The sequence below is a fragment of the Arthrobacter sp. 01T428 genome, assembly GCF_056398685.1.
Genome location: NZ_JBFTPW010000003.1, coordinates 231,236 through 247,066, shown reverse-complemented (window position 1 = coordinate 247,066; position 15,831 = coordinate 231,236). Strand labels below are relative to the sequence as shown.

Sequence of the window (15,831 nt, the reverse complement as noted above, 5' to 3'; positions counted from 1 at the left end):
GGAGGAGAAGAGTGATTTTGATGTCAGAGCTGCCTACCGACAGTAATGGGGCTGATCTGTCGGGGGATCGAATCTTCCAGCCATTGGCCGGGTTGTTGTTGCCGGTTGGCTTGGGACGAAGCCCGGTCGGCAACGCGCTTGAGGTGTTCGTACTGCGATGACTGTTCCCAATCATGGTCTGCCGGTGCAGGTCCCAGAGGGAGGGGTGAGTCGTCGATACCCCAGCGGTCCCTGTAGATGGCAACCCTGGCGACCAGGCGGGCGGTATCTGTCGTGGTCACGTTCGGCGGGAGCGTTTGGACGAGTTTTCGTTTCCATTCAGTGTCCTGCGTCAAAGCGGCCAACGCGACTTGCTTGGCCCGCTGCCTGATCTTATGGGTTACTTGGTTGATCATGTCAGCGAGGTCGGGCCGGTTGGTATGAAGTGGTTCGGGGATGACGGCACGGTCGCCGGCTGGCATGCGGGATGAGAAGTTGACGAGCCGGGCGTGCAGAACGGCTGCGACGTCCTTTGCGTCGCCGCTTGTTTCCAAAGCGGCGGTGACAGTCCGCTGAGCCCCGGGCGGGCTGGCCGCGGTCGCTCGGCGCCAGGCTGCGACGGCCGTCCCCCACGAGGGGGATTGTTGCAACACCTCATCAATCTCCGGAGTGCGCGCCTTGATGAACATTGTCAGGTCTTCGGCGGCTGCGATCTGGGCGAGGTAGTCGTATTCGGCGCTGAGCCTGTCGAGCGTGTCGGCGCTGGACTGTTCGGCGTCGCGGACTTCGTGAGCGGTTCGTTCGGCGCCTTCTGCCGCGAGCACTTCGGCGAGGATCTCCTGCCATTGCGGTTGCAAGGAGGGGTCCAGCGGTTCGTGGTCGGTGGGGTCGTTTTCGCTGACGTACGCGTAATTGCCGCCGCGTCCGCGCGTCATGCTGACGTAGAGAAGCTCGCGTGTGAGACGTCCTTGGGTGACGACCGTGTGGCCTGCGTCCACCGTAATCCCCTGGGAGCGATGGGCAGTGGTCGCGTATCCCAGTTCCACGGCCGACTCGACATACTCACGGTGCAGGGTGACGATGGCGCCGGTGTCCCTCCGGACCGCCACCAGGGAGCCGTCGCGCCTGCCGACACGCACGACGTCGAGCAGAGTGCCGTTGCGGATGAAGTCACCGTTGCTGTCGGCAACTGTGCGGTCGTTGCGGCGAGCGATGACCGTGTCACCGCGCCCGGCGGACAGCGTGTCCGCCAGGAGTGCTGTCTGTTCGGCGTCTACAAGACCCTGGATCACGCGGTCCGCCTGGGCTCGTTCGTTGAGCATGCTGACGGTGTCGTTGTCGGCGGCAATAAGGATGGACGACCTTCCCACGCGGATGTCGGACTGCCACTGCAGATATGCCTGATCGACCATGTCCAGGTAGGTTCCATGCCGGATCCGTTGATGCTGCTCGTAGTCGCTGATGGCTGCGACGTCCCCGGTACGGAGCTTTAACGAGGCATCCCGTTCCCAGGCGTTCTCGAAGCGCCAGATGGTGCTCAACCGGGCGGTCTTGCCCTGGCGGTCCAGCCAGCCCAGGACGCCGCCGGCGTCGATCGCATCCAGCTGCCCGGGATCGCCCACCAACAGGACCTTGGCCCCGGCGTCCCGGGCCTGTTCCACAAGCGCGGCGAGCTGAAGGGTCGACACCATCGAGGCCTCGTCGACGACCACCAGCTGGTTCGAATGGAACCGCCACCTGTCCTGCTCGGCGGAGAGCCAAGCGGCTTTCTGTGCGAGCAGAGCGGTCTGCGGGCTTGACTTAGCCACAGGATTGGTGAGCCGCCGCTCCGCATCGAAGAACCGCTCAGCCCGGCGACTGGCCCCCTCACCGGCGGACTCGTACAGCCACTTGGCGACATTCTCCGCGACCATGGACAGTTCCCGCCCGAGAACCTCGGCACTCGCCGCCGCGGGCGCCAATCCGACTACGCTTCCGGGTCCGAATTCTGCTTCCCAGGCGGCCTTGACCGCGCCGAGGGTGGTGGTCTTGCCGGTGCCTGCCGGTCCGACGACGGCGTCGAGCCGGTTTCCGCTTAGCAGGATCTCTGCAGCGGCGGCCCGCTGGTCCTCATGTAGTCCGAACCGACCGTGGTGGTTGTATCCGGTGAGTTCATCCATGGCGACCATTGGCCGGACGGCGGGGCCGCCGTCGTCGTTCCTTGCTTCCATGGCGGTCTCCTCGTAGGCGAGGGTGTTGGCGTCGGTGTAGAGGCGGGAGCCGTGGAAGTCGAAGACGCTCTGCTTGCCGATGCGCAGATCGGGCCGCGAGTCCGCGGGGATGCAGTACCGGTAGTCGTTCAGGGGCAGCGATTGGGCTTCGGCGGCGGTGGCGACGGCGTCGATCAGGGCGTTGCGGTCCTCCGGTGTGTGGCAGCGGATCGCGGCGCAGACCCGTTCGGCCTCGGCGAGGAGGTTCCAGCGGTTCCAGGTGGCGCGCTTGGTGGCGACTCGCTCCCGCGTCAGTGACGCGACGGCGTCCACCCACTCGGCGGTGAAGTCGCACGAGCGGAAAGGAGCGGTCCGAGATCGCCGAACCGTGTCGGCCAGCACGAATTCTGGGTCGAAACCTTGGGCGACGGCCCGTGCCCTCCACTGTGCGGAGAGCTCGCGGAGCGGCGCAATGGTGTTGGCTTTGGGGGTGCGGGTGGAGAGGGTTGCCTGCTGGCGGAGTTTGATGGTGGTTCTCGCTGTTGGGGAAGTGCCGTGGTCTGTGGTCCATTCGGCCACGAGGCGGTCGGTCTCCAGCTCGATGAGGCGGGACCGGTGGGAGAATTCGCGGATCAGGGCGTCGTGGACTCCGGTGAGCTGCGGGCTGGGGTTGTGGGTGCTGGCTGCGGGCTCCCGGACGTCGGTGTCGGTCCCGAGGTGGCGGTGGAGGGAGTCGAAGAGGAGTCCGTTGTAGTGCTCACTGGCGGCAACCGCTGCCTTGTAGAGCGTCCTGGAGTCGAGGGTGACCCAGGCGCCGTCCGTGATCCGCTGGACGCGGTTGGCGATGACCAGATGCGTGTGCAGCTGCGGGTCCCCGGCGCGCGACTCCCAATGATCAAAGGCGGCGGCGATGGCTCCCGTGGTGCCGATGCGGGCAACGCCATTGCGTCCGGATCTTGTATGGATGACGGACTCTTCCAACCATTCCAGTGTGGCGGTGACGGCGTCGTGATGGGTTTGAAGGATCTGGTCTTGGAGGGTCCGTGGGCTCAGCGCCCAGAGCACGGAGACTGATTTGGGGACGCTGAACGTCAGATCGAATCCGGCGACAGCGCGGCGCGTGCCGGCTTGTCCCAGGCTGTTTTGGGCGAGTGTGGGTTGGCCGTGCGGGCGGCCCAGGGGAGCGCCGGTGTCTGGATGGACAGTTTCGTCGAAGATGGCTTTGGCATCAGTTTCGGTGACTGGGTCGCCGCGGGCCCGGGTGATGCCACCCAGGCCGCTACCGAGCCAGCGCCCCTGCGGTGTCCCGGCCTTCAGGTAGTAGCTTGTGGCGTCCGGGGGAGTCGGCGACACATCATCCATCATCGTGGTCTTGAACAGGTACCTCAGACCCGACTGCGCGGAGAGCCGGGCGATCGACATGGTCATGGCCGTCTCCGTGTCCGCCGTCGGCGGTCTCGCTGCCCGTTGCCGCAGCTCGTAGAGCGGAATCGCTGCGAGGTGCGAAACTGTTCGAAGTCTTGACCACATTCACCGCAAGTCTTCCCTTTCACGATTCTTCATCGGGGTGGCATTACGTCGCGACATGACGTGCCGTGAGACGGTGCTCACGGCGACGACCTTTGGTGCCAGAGGTGTGCACGATGCGGATGTTCAAATGATGCACGTGCTCCTTCAGCGGGTCGAGGGATGAGGATTGTTATACCGCTTGCGTTGCCTGCTTAGATGGACGCGGATGCGGCGCGACCGTAGAAGGCGTCCAGGGCGACGTAACCGAATTTTCTAGGTACGTGACCGTTTCCTGGCTGAGCGCGATGAGTTGTGGGATGAGATCCGCAGGGACGCGGCGACGTTCTCGGCCATATCCCGCCACACAGTGGCCCGGAGGAAAAGCGTCTCCCCGTCTATCCACTCATTGGAGGCCGGATCGAAGGTACGAGGCGTCGAAGCAATCGTGAAGTTCGCGACGGGAGTGCCTTCAGTGTTCCCGAACCCACGGGAAACGGGAGAAAATCTCAGTTCTGGATCCGCATTTAGATTTTCGATCACTGTAATGGTTGTTTCGCCGGCCATGATGTGTGTCAGTTTCCGAAGTCGCCTGCACGGGATTGCCAGAAGTCCTCTGCCCTCGGAATCAGGCAGCGGTCATTTCGGTATGGGCCGACCGATCCGCCAGAGGGCACACGTGCCTACGTTGATGGCTCAAGGAACGAGAATCCGCGCGTAGTGGCGGCACGGGACTTACGAACTAGGGTTGCCTGATGCGAGTGCGGTGCTTTGCAAGCGTTTCGCCGTTGCCCGGAATACGGACGCGGCCTGCTGCCCGGCGGGGCTGAGTCTGCGGTTGGCGAGGTGGGCGAGGAGGATCCGCCGGGTCGGTGAACCGTTGAGCGGAACGGCGATGATGTCGGGGCGGAGCGCACTCAGGGCTAGCTGCGGGGCCAGGGCGATGCCAATGCCCGCGGCGACCATGCCCTGCGTCTCTTGATAGTCGTTGGCCGCGAAGGCGATGCGCGGTTCGAATCCGGCATCGCGGCAGACCCGTCGGAGGACGTCGGCCACGGGGTGTTCGTCGCGGACGATCCACTCCTGGTCTCTCAGCGTGTCGATCCGCACGGCGCGACGCGCCGCGACAGGGTGGTCGCACGGTACGAGCAGCATGGTGGGGTCGTTCATGAGCCGAACGACGTTCAGGTCCTCGTCCTCGATGCGCTCCCATGGGTAGTCCCACAGCAGCGTGAGCTCGATGTCTCTTCGCCGCAGCCGTTCGAGCAGGCCGTCCCGTCGCGCGCTGACCACCGTGACGGCGACCTCTGGATGGCGCGCGCGGAAGGCGAGCACGACGTCGGGCATGAGGGAAGCGCCGACGGTGGGGAACGTCCCCATGTGCAGCTGGCCTCGCCGCAGCCCCGCGAACTCGCCCATCTCGGCCCGGGCAGCCTCGATTGTCCTGTCGATGTCGTCCGCATATCGCAGGAGCGCCTGACCTGCATCGGTGAGCACGACGCCCCTTGGATGGCGGTCAATCAGGGCGACGCCCACTTCGTGTTCAAGCTTTGCGATCTGCTGGGAGACGGCTGACGTTGTGAAGGACAGGGCCGTCGCGGCGGACGTCAGTGAGCCGGAACGGCTCACCTCGCGGAGCAGATGAAGTCGGTGCAGGTCAAGGTCGGCCATGCATTGAGTTTAGCAAAAGTGAACGGTGGTCGAGAATCCTGTGATTGTGCTCAACTCTCGGGGCGTGGATCGTAGAAGGAGCAGGCGCCGTGAGGCGTGACTACGACACGTGAAGGAAAGAGACCATGCAACTCCGCGGTCATTGGTACCGGGGCGGCACGAGCAAGTGCTGGCTCTTCAACGCCGAAGACGTGGCACCTCACGCCGGGAGCCGCGAGGAGATCCGCAACCTGCTGGCCGATGCCTTCGGCGCAGCGGATGCCCGCCAGCTCGACGGCGTCGGCGGCGGCACCTCAACGACGTCGAAGGCTGCGGTCATCCGCGCCACCCCCGAGGGGCCGGCGGACCTCGACTACCTCTTTGCCCAGGTCGGGATCGGTGATCCCACCGTGGAACTCGGTTCCAATTGCGGGAATTGCGCCACCGCGATCGCCCTGTACGCGGTGCAGTCGGGTGTCGTTCCTCCCCGGGCGGGAACAACGCGGGTCAGCATGCGCAACCTCAACACGGGAGCCGTGCTGAGCGGCACGATCGCGACCCCGGGCGGCCGCATCCCGACGTCGGGCATGGCAAAGGTTCCGGGCAGCAGCGCGCTGGGCGTGCCCGTCAGCCTCTCGTTCCACGCCCCGTGGGGGCGGACGACGGGCGCGGTTCTGCCGACGGGAACCGTGACCGACGAAATCTCTGCCGGCGGAACCACTCTTACGGCGACCCTGGTTGACGCCGGGGCGCCGGCCGTGCTGATTCCGGCTGACGAAGCAGGCATCGACCTGTCGTCGATGACCGGCAATCTGTCCGAGCACCTGCCCACGCTCGTGGCAGCCCGCGCGTCGGCGGGTCTGATGATGGGCTTGAGGAAGCCTGAAGATCCTGCGCAGAACGCTGTGCCGAAGGTCGGCGTCGTGGCAGCGCCCGGCGACTACACCGCAGCCGACGGAACGAGGATCGCGGCGGACAGCCACGATCTGCGGGTGCGGATGCTCTCGATGCTCGCGCCCCACCCCGCCATCGGCCTGACGTCCGCCGTGGCAGTTTCCCTCGCTGCTGCCCTGCCTGGATCGGTGGTGGCCAAGGCGCTGCGCCCGGCAGACAGTGCTCACCAAGGGCGCCGGCTTCTGCGCATCGGAACGCCTGCCGGTGTCATCACCACCGAGGTCGTCAGCAACGACAACGGTTGCGTCAGCGAGGTCGCCCTCCACCGGGCGGCCCGCCAACTCGCCGTCGCCGACATCGACGTCGCTCAGCCTGTGGCACAGACTGCCTAGCCCCTTCAATCCGCCCTAGCCATCATTTGATGCGGCATTCACCCAGGAAGTTGTTCAATGAAGATCAAATCCATTCTCGGACACCTCTATGTCCAGGTACTCATCGGCGTCGCGCTCGGCATCCTCGTCGGCGCGCTGTGGCCCGACCTCGGTTCCTCCCTTAAGCCGCTCGGCGACGGTTTCGTGAAGCTTGTGAAGTTCATGATCGCGCCGATCGTCTTCTGCACCATCGTCAGCGGTATCACCTCCCTGACCGACACCAAGAAGGTCGGCCCGACCCTGATCCGTTCACTGGGCTTGTTCTACGTGCTCACGTTGGTGGCACTGGCCATCGGCTTGGGTGCGGTCATGCTCTTCCAGCCGGGCGTAGGCATGCACATCAACCCGGCCCACCTCGATACTTCGGTCGCCTCGAAGTACACAACCCAACTGCCCAGCAGCAACCCTGCCGACTTCCTGCTGAGCATTATCCCCACCACCTTTATCGGAGCCTTTGCCGACGGCGAAGTCCTGCCCGTGCTCGTCATCGCGCTGCTTTGCGGCTTCGCCTTCAGTAAGCTCGGCGCACCGGGCCAGCTGGCCCTGAACGTGGTCAACAGCTTCAACAAACTGCTGTTCGTCGTGTTCGGCTACCTCATGAAGGTCGCCCCCATCGGGGCGTTCGGCGCCATGGCGTTCACGGTTGGCAAGTACGGAGCCCACTCGATCGGCAATCTTGGAATGTTGATCCTCGCCTTCTACGCCGCGTGCATCATCTTCGTGGTCCTCGCCCTCGGCATCCTCGCAAAGCTCACCGGTTTCAGCCTCTGGCGGATCCTGCGCTACTTCCGCGACGAGTTCCTCATCGTCCTCGCCACATCCTCAAGCGAGCCCGTCCTTCCGCGCCTGCTCTCCAAACTCGAGCGCCTCGGCTGCGACCGCGGTGTCGTCGGCCTCGTGGTCCCGACCGGCTACTCCTTCAACCTCACCGGCACCGCGGTCTATCTCACGCTCTCCTCGATGTTCATTGCCCAGGCCTGCGACATCCATCTCAGCTGGGACCAGATCCTGCTCATGCTCGGAATGATGCTGCTGACCTCCAAAGGTGCAGCGGGCGTGACGGGCAGCGGCTTCGTCGCCCTCGTCGCGACCCTGACGGTCATGCCCACGCTTCCGGTTGCCGGCGTGGCCCTCATCGTCGGCATCGACCGCTTCATGAGCGAAGCCCGCGCCCTCACCAGCACCATGGCCAACATCGTCTCGTGCGTCGCCATTGCCAAGTGGCAGCACGCGCTCGACACCGACAAGCTCCAATCCGAACTCAAAGCTGGCTTCGTGCCCACCGAGGCGGAAAAGCACCAGCTGAGCGAACCCGCCCTGGCCCACTGAGAGAGCCCACCACGAGTCAGGCTCCTACGCTCTGCACAGGGCCTGACGCCAGAGTAAGAAGCACCGAAACATCTCAGAGCAGCCGCCCCGGGAGCCTGCGAAATGCGAACCAACACTCAGGGGTCCCCTCCACAAAGCCGCATCGGACACCAGGCCCTGCATATTCCATCGCAACAGGTAACCCGAAAGTCGGGTGCAGGAGCACGGGTCCGATGCCAACGCGGTGGGGAGCAGAACGCTGCTCCCCGCCGCGTCCCACGGGGACCGGCTCAAAACTGAACTGCTCCCCGTAAGTCAGAACTGAATTCTCAGTCCAACTTTCGGGGAGCAGCTTATCTTGAAGATGGCCCGCCGTCTGCACTCCTGTCCAGCAGGTGCTTTCTAGAAGTGGCCGGGCTGGTGGCGCGCCGATCCGGTTTTTGGATCGAGAATCAGCTCCCAGCTGGCTGGAATGAGCTTTCGCTGAGGATTTCCCGGAGCGCTTCGGTCCTGCGGAAGCGCCTGAGGACGTTGCCGGTGATCTTAGCGACGTTGTTGTCGTAGTTGTTGTGGGACAGTGCCGCGGTGTAGGCGATGGAGCCGACGGAGAAGAAGCCGCCTCCGCCGTCCAGTGCGCAGTACACGATGTCGGAACGGACTCCGGGTTGCTCTGTGGCTCCGATGCCGGGAATGGATTCGTAGACTTCTTCTGCGGCCAGGAGGTACGCGTCGGAAAGGGGCCCGGAGGTGGCGAGTACGAGGGTGCCGGGCGGTGAACCCAGTCCGGGCTGGTAGCAGTCGACCTCGGCGCCTGCGGCTCCGCCGCCCATGATGCCGAAATCGCCGATGTGTTCGTCTTCGCCGATTCCCTGGAAGATGAACCCGGCGGCCGGTGAGTGGCTGTCCTCGAGCCGCTCATAGTAGGTGCAACGGTCAAAGCCTTGAGCGGCGAATCCTACTCCTGCGAGCTTCTGGGGCGGCAGACCCTTGTTCCTCCAGATCCCGGCAAGTTCACCGGAAGTGGCGTGGCGCTTGTCTCCATACGGGGATTGGTGGGGGCGCGTGCCACCGTCCGAGCGTCGGAGTTCCATCAGATGTGGTTGTTCGGGGTCGAAGGAGATGGTGGCGTAGAAACCGTTGCCGCCCAGGTACATGAGTCTGCCGCCGTTGGATGTGAACTCCTCCAGCGCTGTGAGCTCGTTGCGCGTCACATACTCGGGATGGCTGCCGGTGATGACCACCTGGTAGTCGCGGAGCAGGTCGTAGCCTTCGCGGTCGAGGTCCTCATCGGTGATGGCATCGAAGTCGCAGTTCTCGACTTCGAGCCAGTGCACGATGCACAAGTCCGCTGGAAGCCCCCACACACCTTCTGCCTGGAACCATGCACGGTGTTTGGGCTGCAGGGTCAGGATGGGTTTGCGGACGCTGCCGAAGACGACCCCGGACCCGTCGTTGTGGATCTCATAGCAGGAGCGCCCGAATTCGGGATGGTCCTGGAGCGTGAGGTCTTCGCGGTCGAGAATGGGGGTGCGGCTGACGATAATTTCGGCGCCGTCTGCTTCGAAGGCAATCCGGTCGTTGGCGTAGGCCAGATACGTGGCGGTAGAGAAGAGCACGGCGACGTCGTTTTTCTTTTGGCCTGCCCGGACGAAGAAGGGAAGGTACTGCTCTGCTCCGTCCGCGGTGAGTTTGGCTGCGTACACTCCGCTGGGCAGGTCCGAGGGAACGTTCAGGGTGAACGCGGCCGGCCAGCCGGCGTCGGTGATGTCGTCATCGTGGAAGTGGATCGCATCATATTCATCGGGAACCAGCCGGAAGTCGTCGATGAGACCTGTGAACGAATGGCCCGCTACGGCGCGGGTGGGTGCGTTGTGGCATCTCCCGTGGAGCTGGTTTGTGGATTGGTCGAGTACGTCCCACAGGAGCAGTCCGTCCTCGCGGCGGCTGCGCCCAAAGTGCCAGTCAGCGATGGTGTCGGTCGTGCCCGGGGTGGAGCGCTGGATCGAGACGCCGCCGACCTTGCCGTTGAAGCCGTTGGCCGCGAGCCATCGTTCCCCGTCCGACCGGGCGCCGGCACCGATGCGGAACGGAGCGTCCGCGACTGCGGATGCGGACGGTCGGGCGGCCACGACTTTTTCTTCGGGCTCCAGGGGCAGCGCCTGGTCGGTGTACCGGTTCATGATGTTGGACAGCGGAGCCTGGATGAGGCGGATGCGGCCGGCCGCCGCGTCGACTTCGACGTGGAGCGTGTACCAGTGATGGCCTTCCAAGGGGCTGTCCAGTGAAACGGACTTTACGGCCCCTTGTTCGCTCCAGATGAAGGTGGGTCGCCCGGCATCCAGGACAAGCGCGTAACCGGTAGCGGATTCCTCTGCCCAGTTTCCCAAGATGACCTGCCGGTCGTTTCCGCCCCCGAACGAGTTCTGGGTGACGTGGTAGGCGCCGAAGTTCCCGGAGCGCGAGCTCAAGGGCAGGGTGGGGTATACCTTGGCCCGGATGACCAGTCCCTCCGGGCTGGTCAGCAGTGAGGAAGGGTCGGGTATCTCGACGTAGGATCCTGGCTGGCAGGCGTACTTCGTCCCCTTTTTTTCACCATCGATTTCTGAACGGACCGGTGCTTCGAGGAATCCCGGTCCGGCTTCGCCGGTGAACCCGTGGCGTAGCCGGACCAGCGACGCCTGGTAGGCGGAGGCTCCTTCGCAGCTGACGTGGAAGGAGAGGCTCTCTCCGGGGCGGGCAGCGAAGCGGTCGGTGTAGCCGAAGATTTTCGGTTCGGGCCGGGTCTCTGGTTTGGGTGCTGCGGTCATTTTGTTTAGCTCTCCAAAAAATTCTTGCGGCGCAGCGAGAACACTCGGCGCAGCGCGTCTTCGTAACTGTGGAATGTTCCCGGCAGGAGGAGGAGATTTCCTGGTGCTCCGAGGGTGATCCTGCCGATGCCCCACGGCCCGTTGGGGCCAAGGTTCAGGATGATCTCCTTGCCGTTGGCGGAGGCATTCCCGAGTGCCCGCACGACGCGGGCTGTCTTGTCGTCGTGGGGGCCTAATGGGCAGCGGTCGTAGGCGGCTGTTACGTCGCCTGTAAAGTCGCGACGGAGCCGGGATGAGAAACGTTCCTCGAAAATGCTCATGAGCTCGGATGAGCGGTCCGCGCTGGTACGCATCACTTCGCCCCGGTTCGGCCACGGTGGAAGTAGCCAGGCTTTGGACTGGTCCGCGGAGTCATGTAAGGGTCTCGCTTTCGTTGTTGAGGTGGTGCCGGTCGTGCGACGGGCTGGCTGGCAGGGAGACAGCCTGCTTGCGTTGACCGTGCCCAGACGTTTGTTGGCTATAACTTCCACGGTATGACCGGGCTGGCTGTGGAGGTATCGGTAGTTGTACGTACCGGTCGGGTCGCTCACGGAGTTGGTTTAGGTGGTGGCCCGGCCGTGGAGTTTCACGGACATTGATCAGCCGAAGCACCCTCTCACGGACCCAGCCGTGGATTGGCCCCGCTGAACCCGGTGTCCGCGAGCTGTACCGGATCACCGGTTCTGGCTTGAGAGTCAGAACCGGTGATCCTTCCCCAGAAGGCGGCTGCAGGGTTGGTCTCGGCGGGGATTTAGAGGCCGTCTTCCGTTTCAAGCGTGCGGCCGGACCGTTTCAGAATGAGTGCGACGACGGTGCCGATGGCCAGCCATGAGATGCCGATGATTTTGGCCAGGATGTTGGTGCTGTAGAGCGCGTATCCGAGCACGACAATGCCGAGCACGGGAGAGATCCAGTGGATGAAGTACTTCCTGCTGGACTGACGTACGCCGAAGTGGATAATGACGCTGATGTGAAGCAGGATGTAGGCCGTGAGGGCGCCGAAGGTGACCATGGTGACGATGACATCGATCTGTCCCACTCCCAGCACTCCGATGATGGTGGTGAGGATCGTCACTACGATCATGGCCGCTGTCGGGACCTGGTGCTTTTTACTCACGACGGCCAGACGGCGGGGCAGCTGGCCGTCACGGGCCATTGCGAAGATCATCTTCGATGTGGTGGCGTGGGAAACCAGGACGTTGGCGAACAGTGCGATCATGGCTGTGATCAGGGTGAAGACGATCTTGAACCAGGGGGCCACTACGGTTTCGGCGATGTAGTAGAAGGCGTTGTTCACCGCGTCGCCGTCGGCGAATGGCGTGTTGTTGGGGACAAACAGGGCCGCCAAATAGACCTGTGCGACGAATAACGCGATCACGAGCCACAGGACGATCATGGTTGCTTTCGACACGGTTTTTCCGCCGCCCTTGGCTTCCTCGTTGAGCGTCGAAATCGCGTCGAAGCCGATGTAGCTCAGGGCAGCGACCGGGATGGCCGTGAAAACGAGGTCCCAGGAGAAGAATTCAGGTTGGTAGAACGGGGCAAGGCTGAACTGCGCCCGCCCTTGGGCGATCGCGACCAGGGCCCCGCCGACGAAAACGATGAGCGCCGCGCCCTGGATGATCAGGAAGATCATGTTCATCCGGGCCGTGACAACGATGCCGCGGAGATTGATAAAGGCCACCACAACGAGGAAACCTATGACCCAGATCCAGCCCGGAACATCGGGCATGAGCGCTGCCATGGCGGACGCTGCGAGAATCAACAGCAGCGCCGGCAGGAGCAGGTAGTCCAGGAGGATGGCCCACCCCGACAGGAACCCCACGAACTTCGTGGTACCTAGGCGGACATACGAATATACGGACCCGGCAACGGGGTACTCCTTGGCCATTTCCTTGTAGCTGACGGCGCTAAAGTACATGGCAATTCCGGCAACGAGGTAGACCAGCGCGGCCATGCCGTGGGAGAAATTGAAGATGGTACCGAACACGGCCACCGGGGCCAGCGGGACCATGAAGATGAGGCCGTAAACGACGACATCGGTCAAGGTCATGGTGCGGTTGAGCTCTTGCTTGTAGCCGAGCGCCCCTAGTTTTTGCTCTTCGACGTCGTTGACTCCGGCGTCGTCGGGCGACGTAGCAATACTTTCGCTTTTCATGGGCTATCTGTGCCTCTCGGAAGAATCCTAGACTTGGGCTGTGGATTCCGTAAGTGGATCTGGGTTAGTTGGATGAGCGGTTGGTGGGTGCTCAATGATGCGACTTGGCCTCGTGGGCGGAACTCAATCGGGTGCGGCCCCCGTGCCGTCTGCCCTGTGCAACGTCGGTTGTCTCGGCGGCGAGACGACAAACGGGACATATTCCTCGGTATTCGCGGCGCGTATCCGCACGGCATAGAACCCGCTTTCCAGGGATTCCGGGACTGCGAGGGTGATCTGCGACTGCCATCTCTCGGGATCAGGCCGCCTGTCCAGCAGACGGATGGCGCCGTACCTTTCCGGCGCGGTCCTGAAGTTTTCGATCGCGTTGCCAAGATGCCCCTGGACCGCCCTCAGCGGTGCATTCACGCAGCGGGCGTCAAAAGAACCGGTGATGTCGGGCACTTCATCGGGGTGGATGCCGTCGTCGGAAAGCCCTTGGGAGAAATCCCATGCCGCAAGTAGGGCAGGAGAGTCCAAGCGCCGGGCGTGCAGCCCCGGCAGATCCGAGGCACTTGTTGCGTTCGCGATGGCGTAGGGGGATTCAATCGTTCCCCTGAAGGATTCTTCGGCAGCCGTCCAGTGTGAAGTGAGCTTGGCGCTGGCGCCGATCATGATCGGCGCGGGCGGCAGCTGCGCGAGTCTGCAATGATCAGTTGTTGTCCGGGTTTTGCGGGCTCTCGGGGACGCTATACGTCGGGACCCCACGCCCGCGGAGCATGGTTTCTGAGACAGGGCCCCGAGACCTGATGCGAGGTCGTAGGTCGCGGCCACTTCGTACCAGATGCCCGGCTGGAGAGGTTCGGGGATGCTGAGCTCCATCCTGGCCTCGCCGTGGCCGGCCAAAAGCGTCAGCTTTCCCTTCTGAAGGAATATTCCGAATCCCGCGCCCATGCTTGTGTCCCACGCGGTGAGAACCGCTTGCCGGGCGGCCGTCGGCGCGTCGGAGCGTATGAAAGCCCCGAAGGTAACGCCAGCAGCCCCGCTGAAGACATTTTCGCTGCCTGGCACTTCCAGGTAGGGGTGGCGGCAAATTCCATGCCGGCGGCGTTCATATCGTGCATTGATACTGCTGCACACCGCAGTTCCTCCCAGCTCCGGATTCGCTTCTTCGCCTCGGCTGCCTTTGAGACGCAGCAGCTGCGTCTCAAAACTGGATGCGCCCCGGCAAGTGATGGTGAAACAGATGCCCGCCGACGGGCTGACAGTGAACCGGTCCGCCTGCCCGTGAAGCTCAGGAGCGGCCATCGCTCAGGTCCTTCGTTCCGGCCTTGCCGCCGCACGAGGCGGGTCGGATTCGCTGATCGAGTAGGCAACTGTGCCCGCACGCCATGATGGCTTCACCGGGTTTTGGCTCAATGCTTTTCACTTTGTGCTCTTTCACGACCGATACAAGGCTCACCGCTTTGTGTAATCAAGCCTATGAATGCGGCCGCGCCTGCAGTATCGGTATTTATACGTACTGCCGAGCAACCGGGCGGACGAAGGCATGGAAATCACGGGGGCCGTTCAGATGTTGGAACCCGGGCATGAGCGACCCGGATCGTGAGCCGTATAATTAAGCCGCATACCCGGAGGACACGTTCCTCCTGTCTTGGAGGCCTTGATGGTCAGCGGAAAGTCCCGGATTCTGCTCAAGGCGGCTTTTGCTGCCGGTGCGGCGCAATATCACCTTGACGGTGCTGACCAGATCCTGCACATCCTGGCCGATGGCACCAGGCATGACGCTGCGGCGTTGCTCTTCTGGGACCCAGTCCAGGCCCGGCATGATGTCTTGGCAAATGATGGCTACCAGCCGGAAACCCTGGCCGCGTTGGGCGACCCTTACGCTGCAACCAAGGCGCATCGGAAGCTGTTGAAACTGCATCGACCGTTGCGCATTGATGACTTGAAGTACGACTACCGGGAAACCCGTCTGTATCAGACCGCGCTGGCACCGGCAGGCTTTTCCGATGGGATGAGCACGTGCCTGATTTCCGACGATGGCCAATACTCGGGAATGCTCCATCTCTCGGCCGCTCATTTCCACAACTTCGACGATGACGCCCGGGACCTCATCGGCGCTCTCTCACCGATCGTCGCTGAGCTGTGCCGACGTCAAACCGCGGGTTACCCCACGCTCCGGCTTCGGGAAGATTGCAAAGCCGCCCTCTTCGACGGACAGGACGATCCCCGCCCCGTCATCTCCAGGGACATGAGCAGCGTGGTCTTCCGGCCGCATTTCCGCGAATTCGTCGCCCGGTTCCTCGCAGGCGACGCAGCTTCCGTCTCAGGGCTGTGGGCCACGGACAACGGCACGGTCGCCCTGGAAATCACCCGCACGGCCGCGGCATGGGCAGGACACCGCGACGTTGCCCTGATCGTTGAAACACCGATGGAACTTCCGTTCGGACTGACCACGAGGGAAGCGGAGGTCATCGATCGGATAACGGCGGGGCGCTCAAATCAGCAGATTGCCTCCGAACTCGGTATTTCCATCCGCACCGTCACAACACACGTGGAGAACATCCTCGTCAAAATGGCACAGGAATCCCGCTCTGGTGTGGCCTCGGTGGCCATCGGTGCGGGCCTGCGTCGGCTCGACCTAAGGTAGCGACCGTCGTTGCGGAGGCGCAACGCAGTCAGGCCCTTCACGGACCTTGGAACAGGATCGGGCGCCAAGGGTTCGTCGTCCGGGCCTGCATTCCAAGATATGGACTGAAGTGCCAGTTGTTTTGTCTTGTAAGTCTTGCGTTTTGAGACGGAGGGGTTATGAGCTGGGGAGCCGCTCCGCGGCGTTGTGGACTTGAGAAAACGGCCTTGTGGCTGGCTTGGGTAGCGGAGGATGATGG

10 protein-coding genes are annotated in these 15,831 nt (G+C 63.3%); 3 read left to right on the top strand and 7 right to left on the bottom strand.

Features of this window, described 5'->3' with window-relative positions:
• Positions 1-23: 23 nt before the first annotated feature.
• The 3 genes from mobF to AC1DJB_RS06475 all read right to left on the bottom strand — a co-directional run bounded on the left by mobF (position 24) and on the right by AC1DJB_RS06475 (position 5,345).
• The gene (mobF, locus tag AC1DJB_RS06485; protein ID WP_476910035.1) at positions 24-3,596 is read right to left on the bottom strand and encodes a MobF family relaxase; all 3,573 of its coding nucleotides are present in this window, start codon (positions 3,594-3,596) and stop codon (positions 24-26) included.
• A gap of 354 nt (positions 3,597-3,950) precedes the next feature.
• Positions 3,951-4,241 carry a single-stranded DNA-binding protein gene (locus AC1DJB_RS06480; RefSeq protein ID WP_284762638.1) on the bottom strand — a complete coding sequence of 97 codons (291 nt, stop codon included), beginning with the start codon at positions 4,239-4,241 and terminating at the stop codon, positions 3,951-3,953.
• A 168-nt stretch (positions 4,242-4,409) separates the two neighbouring features.
• The gene (locus AC1DJB_RS06475) at positions 4,410-5,345 is read right to left on the bottom strand and encodes a LysR family transcriptional regulator (RefSeq protein ID WP_476910034.1); all 936 of its coding nucleotides are present in this window, start codon (positions 5,343-5,345) and stop codon (positions 4,410-4,412) included.
• A 125-nt stretch (positions 5,346-5,470) separates the two neighbouring features.
• Here AC1DJB_RS06475 and AC1DJB_RS06470 point away from each other — a divergent pair, with 125 nt between their 5' ends.
• A complete protein-coding gene (locus tag AC1DJB_RS06470) occupies positions 5,471-6,610 on the top strand; it encodes a PrpF domain-containing protein (protein WP_284762640.1) in 1,140 nt (379 codons plus the stop codon).
• A gap of 57 nt (positions 6,611-6,667) precedes the next feature.
• A complete protein-coding gene (dctA, locus tag AC1DJB_RS06465; protein WP_284762641.1) occupies positions 6,668-7,978 on the top strand; it encodes a C4-dicarboxylate transporter DctA in 1,311 nt (436 codons plus the stop codon).
• A 431-nt stretch (positions 7,979-8,409) separates the two neighbouring features.
• Here dctA and AC1DJB_RS06460 read toward each other — a convergent pair whose 3' ends face one another.
• The 4 genes from AC1DJB_RS06460 to AC1DJB_RS06445 all read right to left on the bottom strand — a co-directional run bounded on the left by AC1DJB_RS06460 (position 8,410) and on the right by AC1DJB_RS06445 (position 14,248).
• A complete protein-coding gene (locus AC1DJB_RS06460; RefSeq protein ID WP_284762642.1) occupies positions 8,410-10,764 on the bottom strand; it encodes a N,N-dimethylformamidase beta subunit family domain-containing protein in 2,355 nt (784 codons plus the stop codon).
• Between the two features lie 5 nt (positions 10,765-10,769).
• The gene (locus AC1DJB_RS06455; RefSeq protein WP_241708006.1) at positions 10,770-11,117 is read right to left on the bottom strand and encodes a N,N-dimethylformamidase alpha subunit family protein; all 348 of its coding nucleotides are present in this window, start codon (positions 11,115-11,117) and stop codon (positions 10,770-10,772) included.
• A 437-nt stretch (positions 11,118-11,554) separates the two neighbouring features.
• Positions 11,555-12,961 (bottom strand): APC family permease, encoded by a 1,407-nt coding sequence (locus AC1DJB_RS06450; RefSeq protein ID WP_284762643.1) that lies wholly within the window; start codon positions 12,959-12,961, stop codon positions 11,555-11,557.
• A gap of 123 nt (positions 12,962-13,084) precedes the next feature.
• A complete protein-coding gene (locus AC1DJB_RS06445) occupies positions 13,085-14,248 on the bottom strand; it encodes a N,N-dimethylformamidase beta subunit family domain-containing protein (RefSeq protein WP_476910033.1) in 1,164 nt (387 codons plus the stop codon).
• Between the two features lie 358 nt (positions 14,249-14,606).
• Between AC1DJB_RS06445 and AC1DJB_RS06440 the strand changes: the two genes are divergently transcribed.
• Positions 14,607-15,593, top strand: a complete 987-nt coding sequence (locus AC1DJB_RS06440) for a response regulator transcription factor (protein WP_284762645.1) — start codon at positions 14,607-14,609, stop codon at positions 15,591-15,593.
• Positions 15,594-15,831 lie beyond the last annotated feature (238 nt).

What these genes read in the sequence shown, in the direction of transcription:
- mobF (WP_476910035.1), bottom strand. Translation starts at nt 3,596, where the DNA reads ATGACCATGTCGATCGCCCGGCTCTCCGCGCAGTCGGGTCTGAGGTAC.
- AC1DJB_RS06480 (WP_284762638.1), bottom strand. Translation starts at nt 4,241, where the DNA reads ATGGCCGGCGAAACAACCATTACAGTGATCGAAAATCTAAATGCGGAT.
- AC1DJB_RS06475 (WP_476910034.1), bottom strand. Translation starts at nt 5,345, where the DNA reads ATGGCCGACCTTGACCTGCACCGACTTCATCTGCTCCGCGAGGTGAGC.
- AC1DJB_RS06470 (WP_284762640.1), top strand. Translation starts at nt 5,471, where the DNA reads ATGCAACTCCGCGGTCATTGGTACCGGGGCGGCACGAGCAAGTGCTGG.
- dctA (WP_284762641.1), top strand. Translation starts at nt 6,668, where the DNA reads ATGAAGATCAAATCCATTCTCGGACACCTCTATGTCCAGGTACTCATC.
- AC1DJB_RS06460 (WP_284762642.1), bottom strand. Translation starts at nt 10,764, where the DNA reads ATGACCGCAGCACCCAAACCAGAGACCCGGCCCGAACCGAAAATCTTC.
- AC1DJB_RS06455 (WP_241708006.1), bottom strand. Translation starts at nt 11,117, where the DNA reads ATGCGTACCAGCGCGGACCGCTCATCCGAGCTCATGAGCATTTTCGAG.
- AC1DJB_RS06450 (WP_284762643.1), bottom strand. Translation starts at nt 12,961, where the DNA reads ATGAAAAGCGAAAGTATTGCTACGTCGCCCGACGACGCCGGAGTCAAC.
- AC1DJB_RS06445 (WP_476910033.1), bottom strand. Translation starts at nt 14,248, where the DNA reads ATGGCCGCTCCTGAGCTTCACGGGCAGGCGGACCGGTTCACTGTCAGC.
- AC1DJB_RS06440 (WP_284762645.1), top strand. Translation starts at nt 14,607, where the DNA reads ATGGTCAGCGGAAAGTCCCGGATTCTGCTCAAGGCGGCTTTTGCTGCC.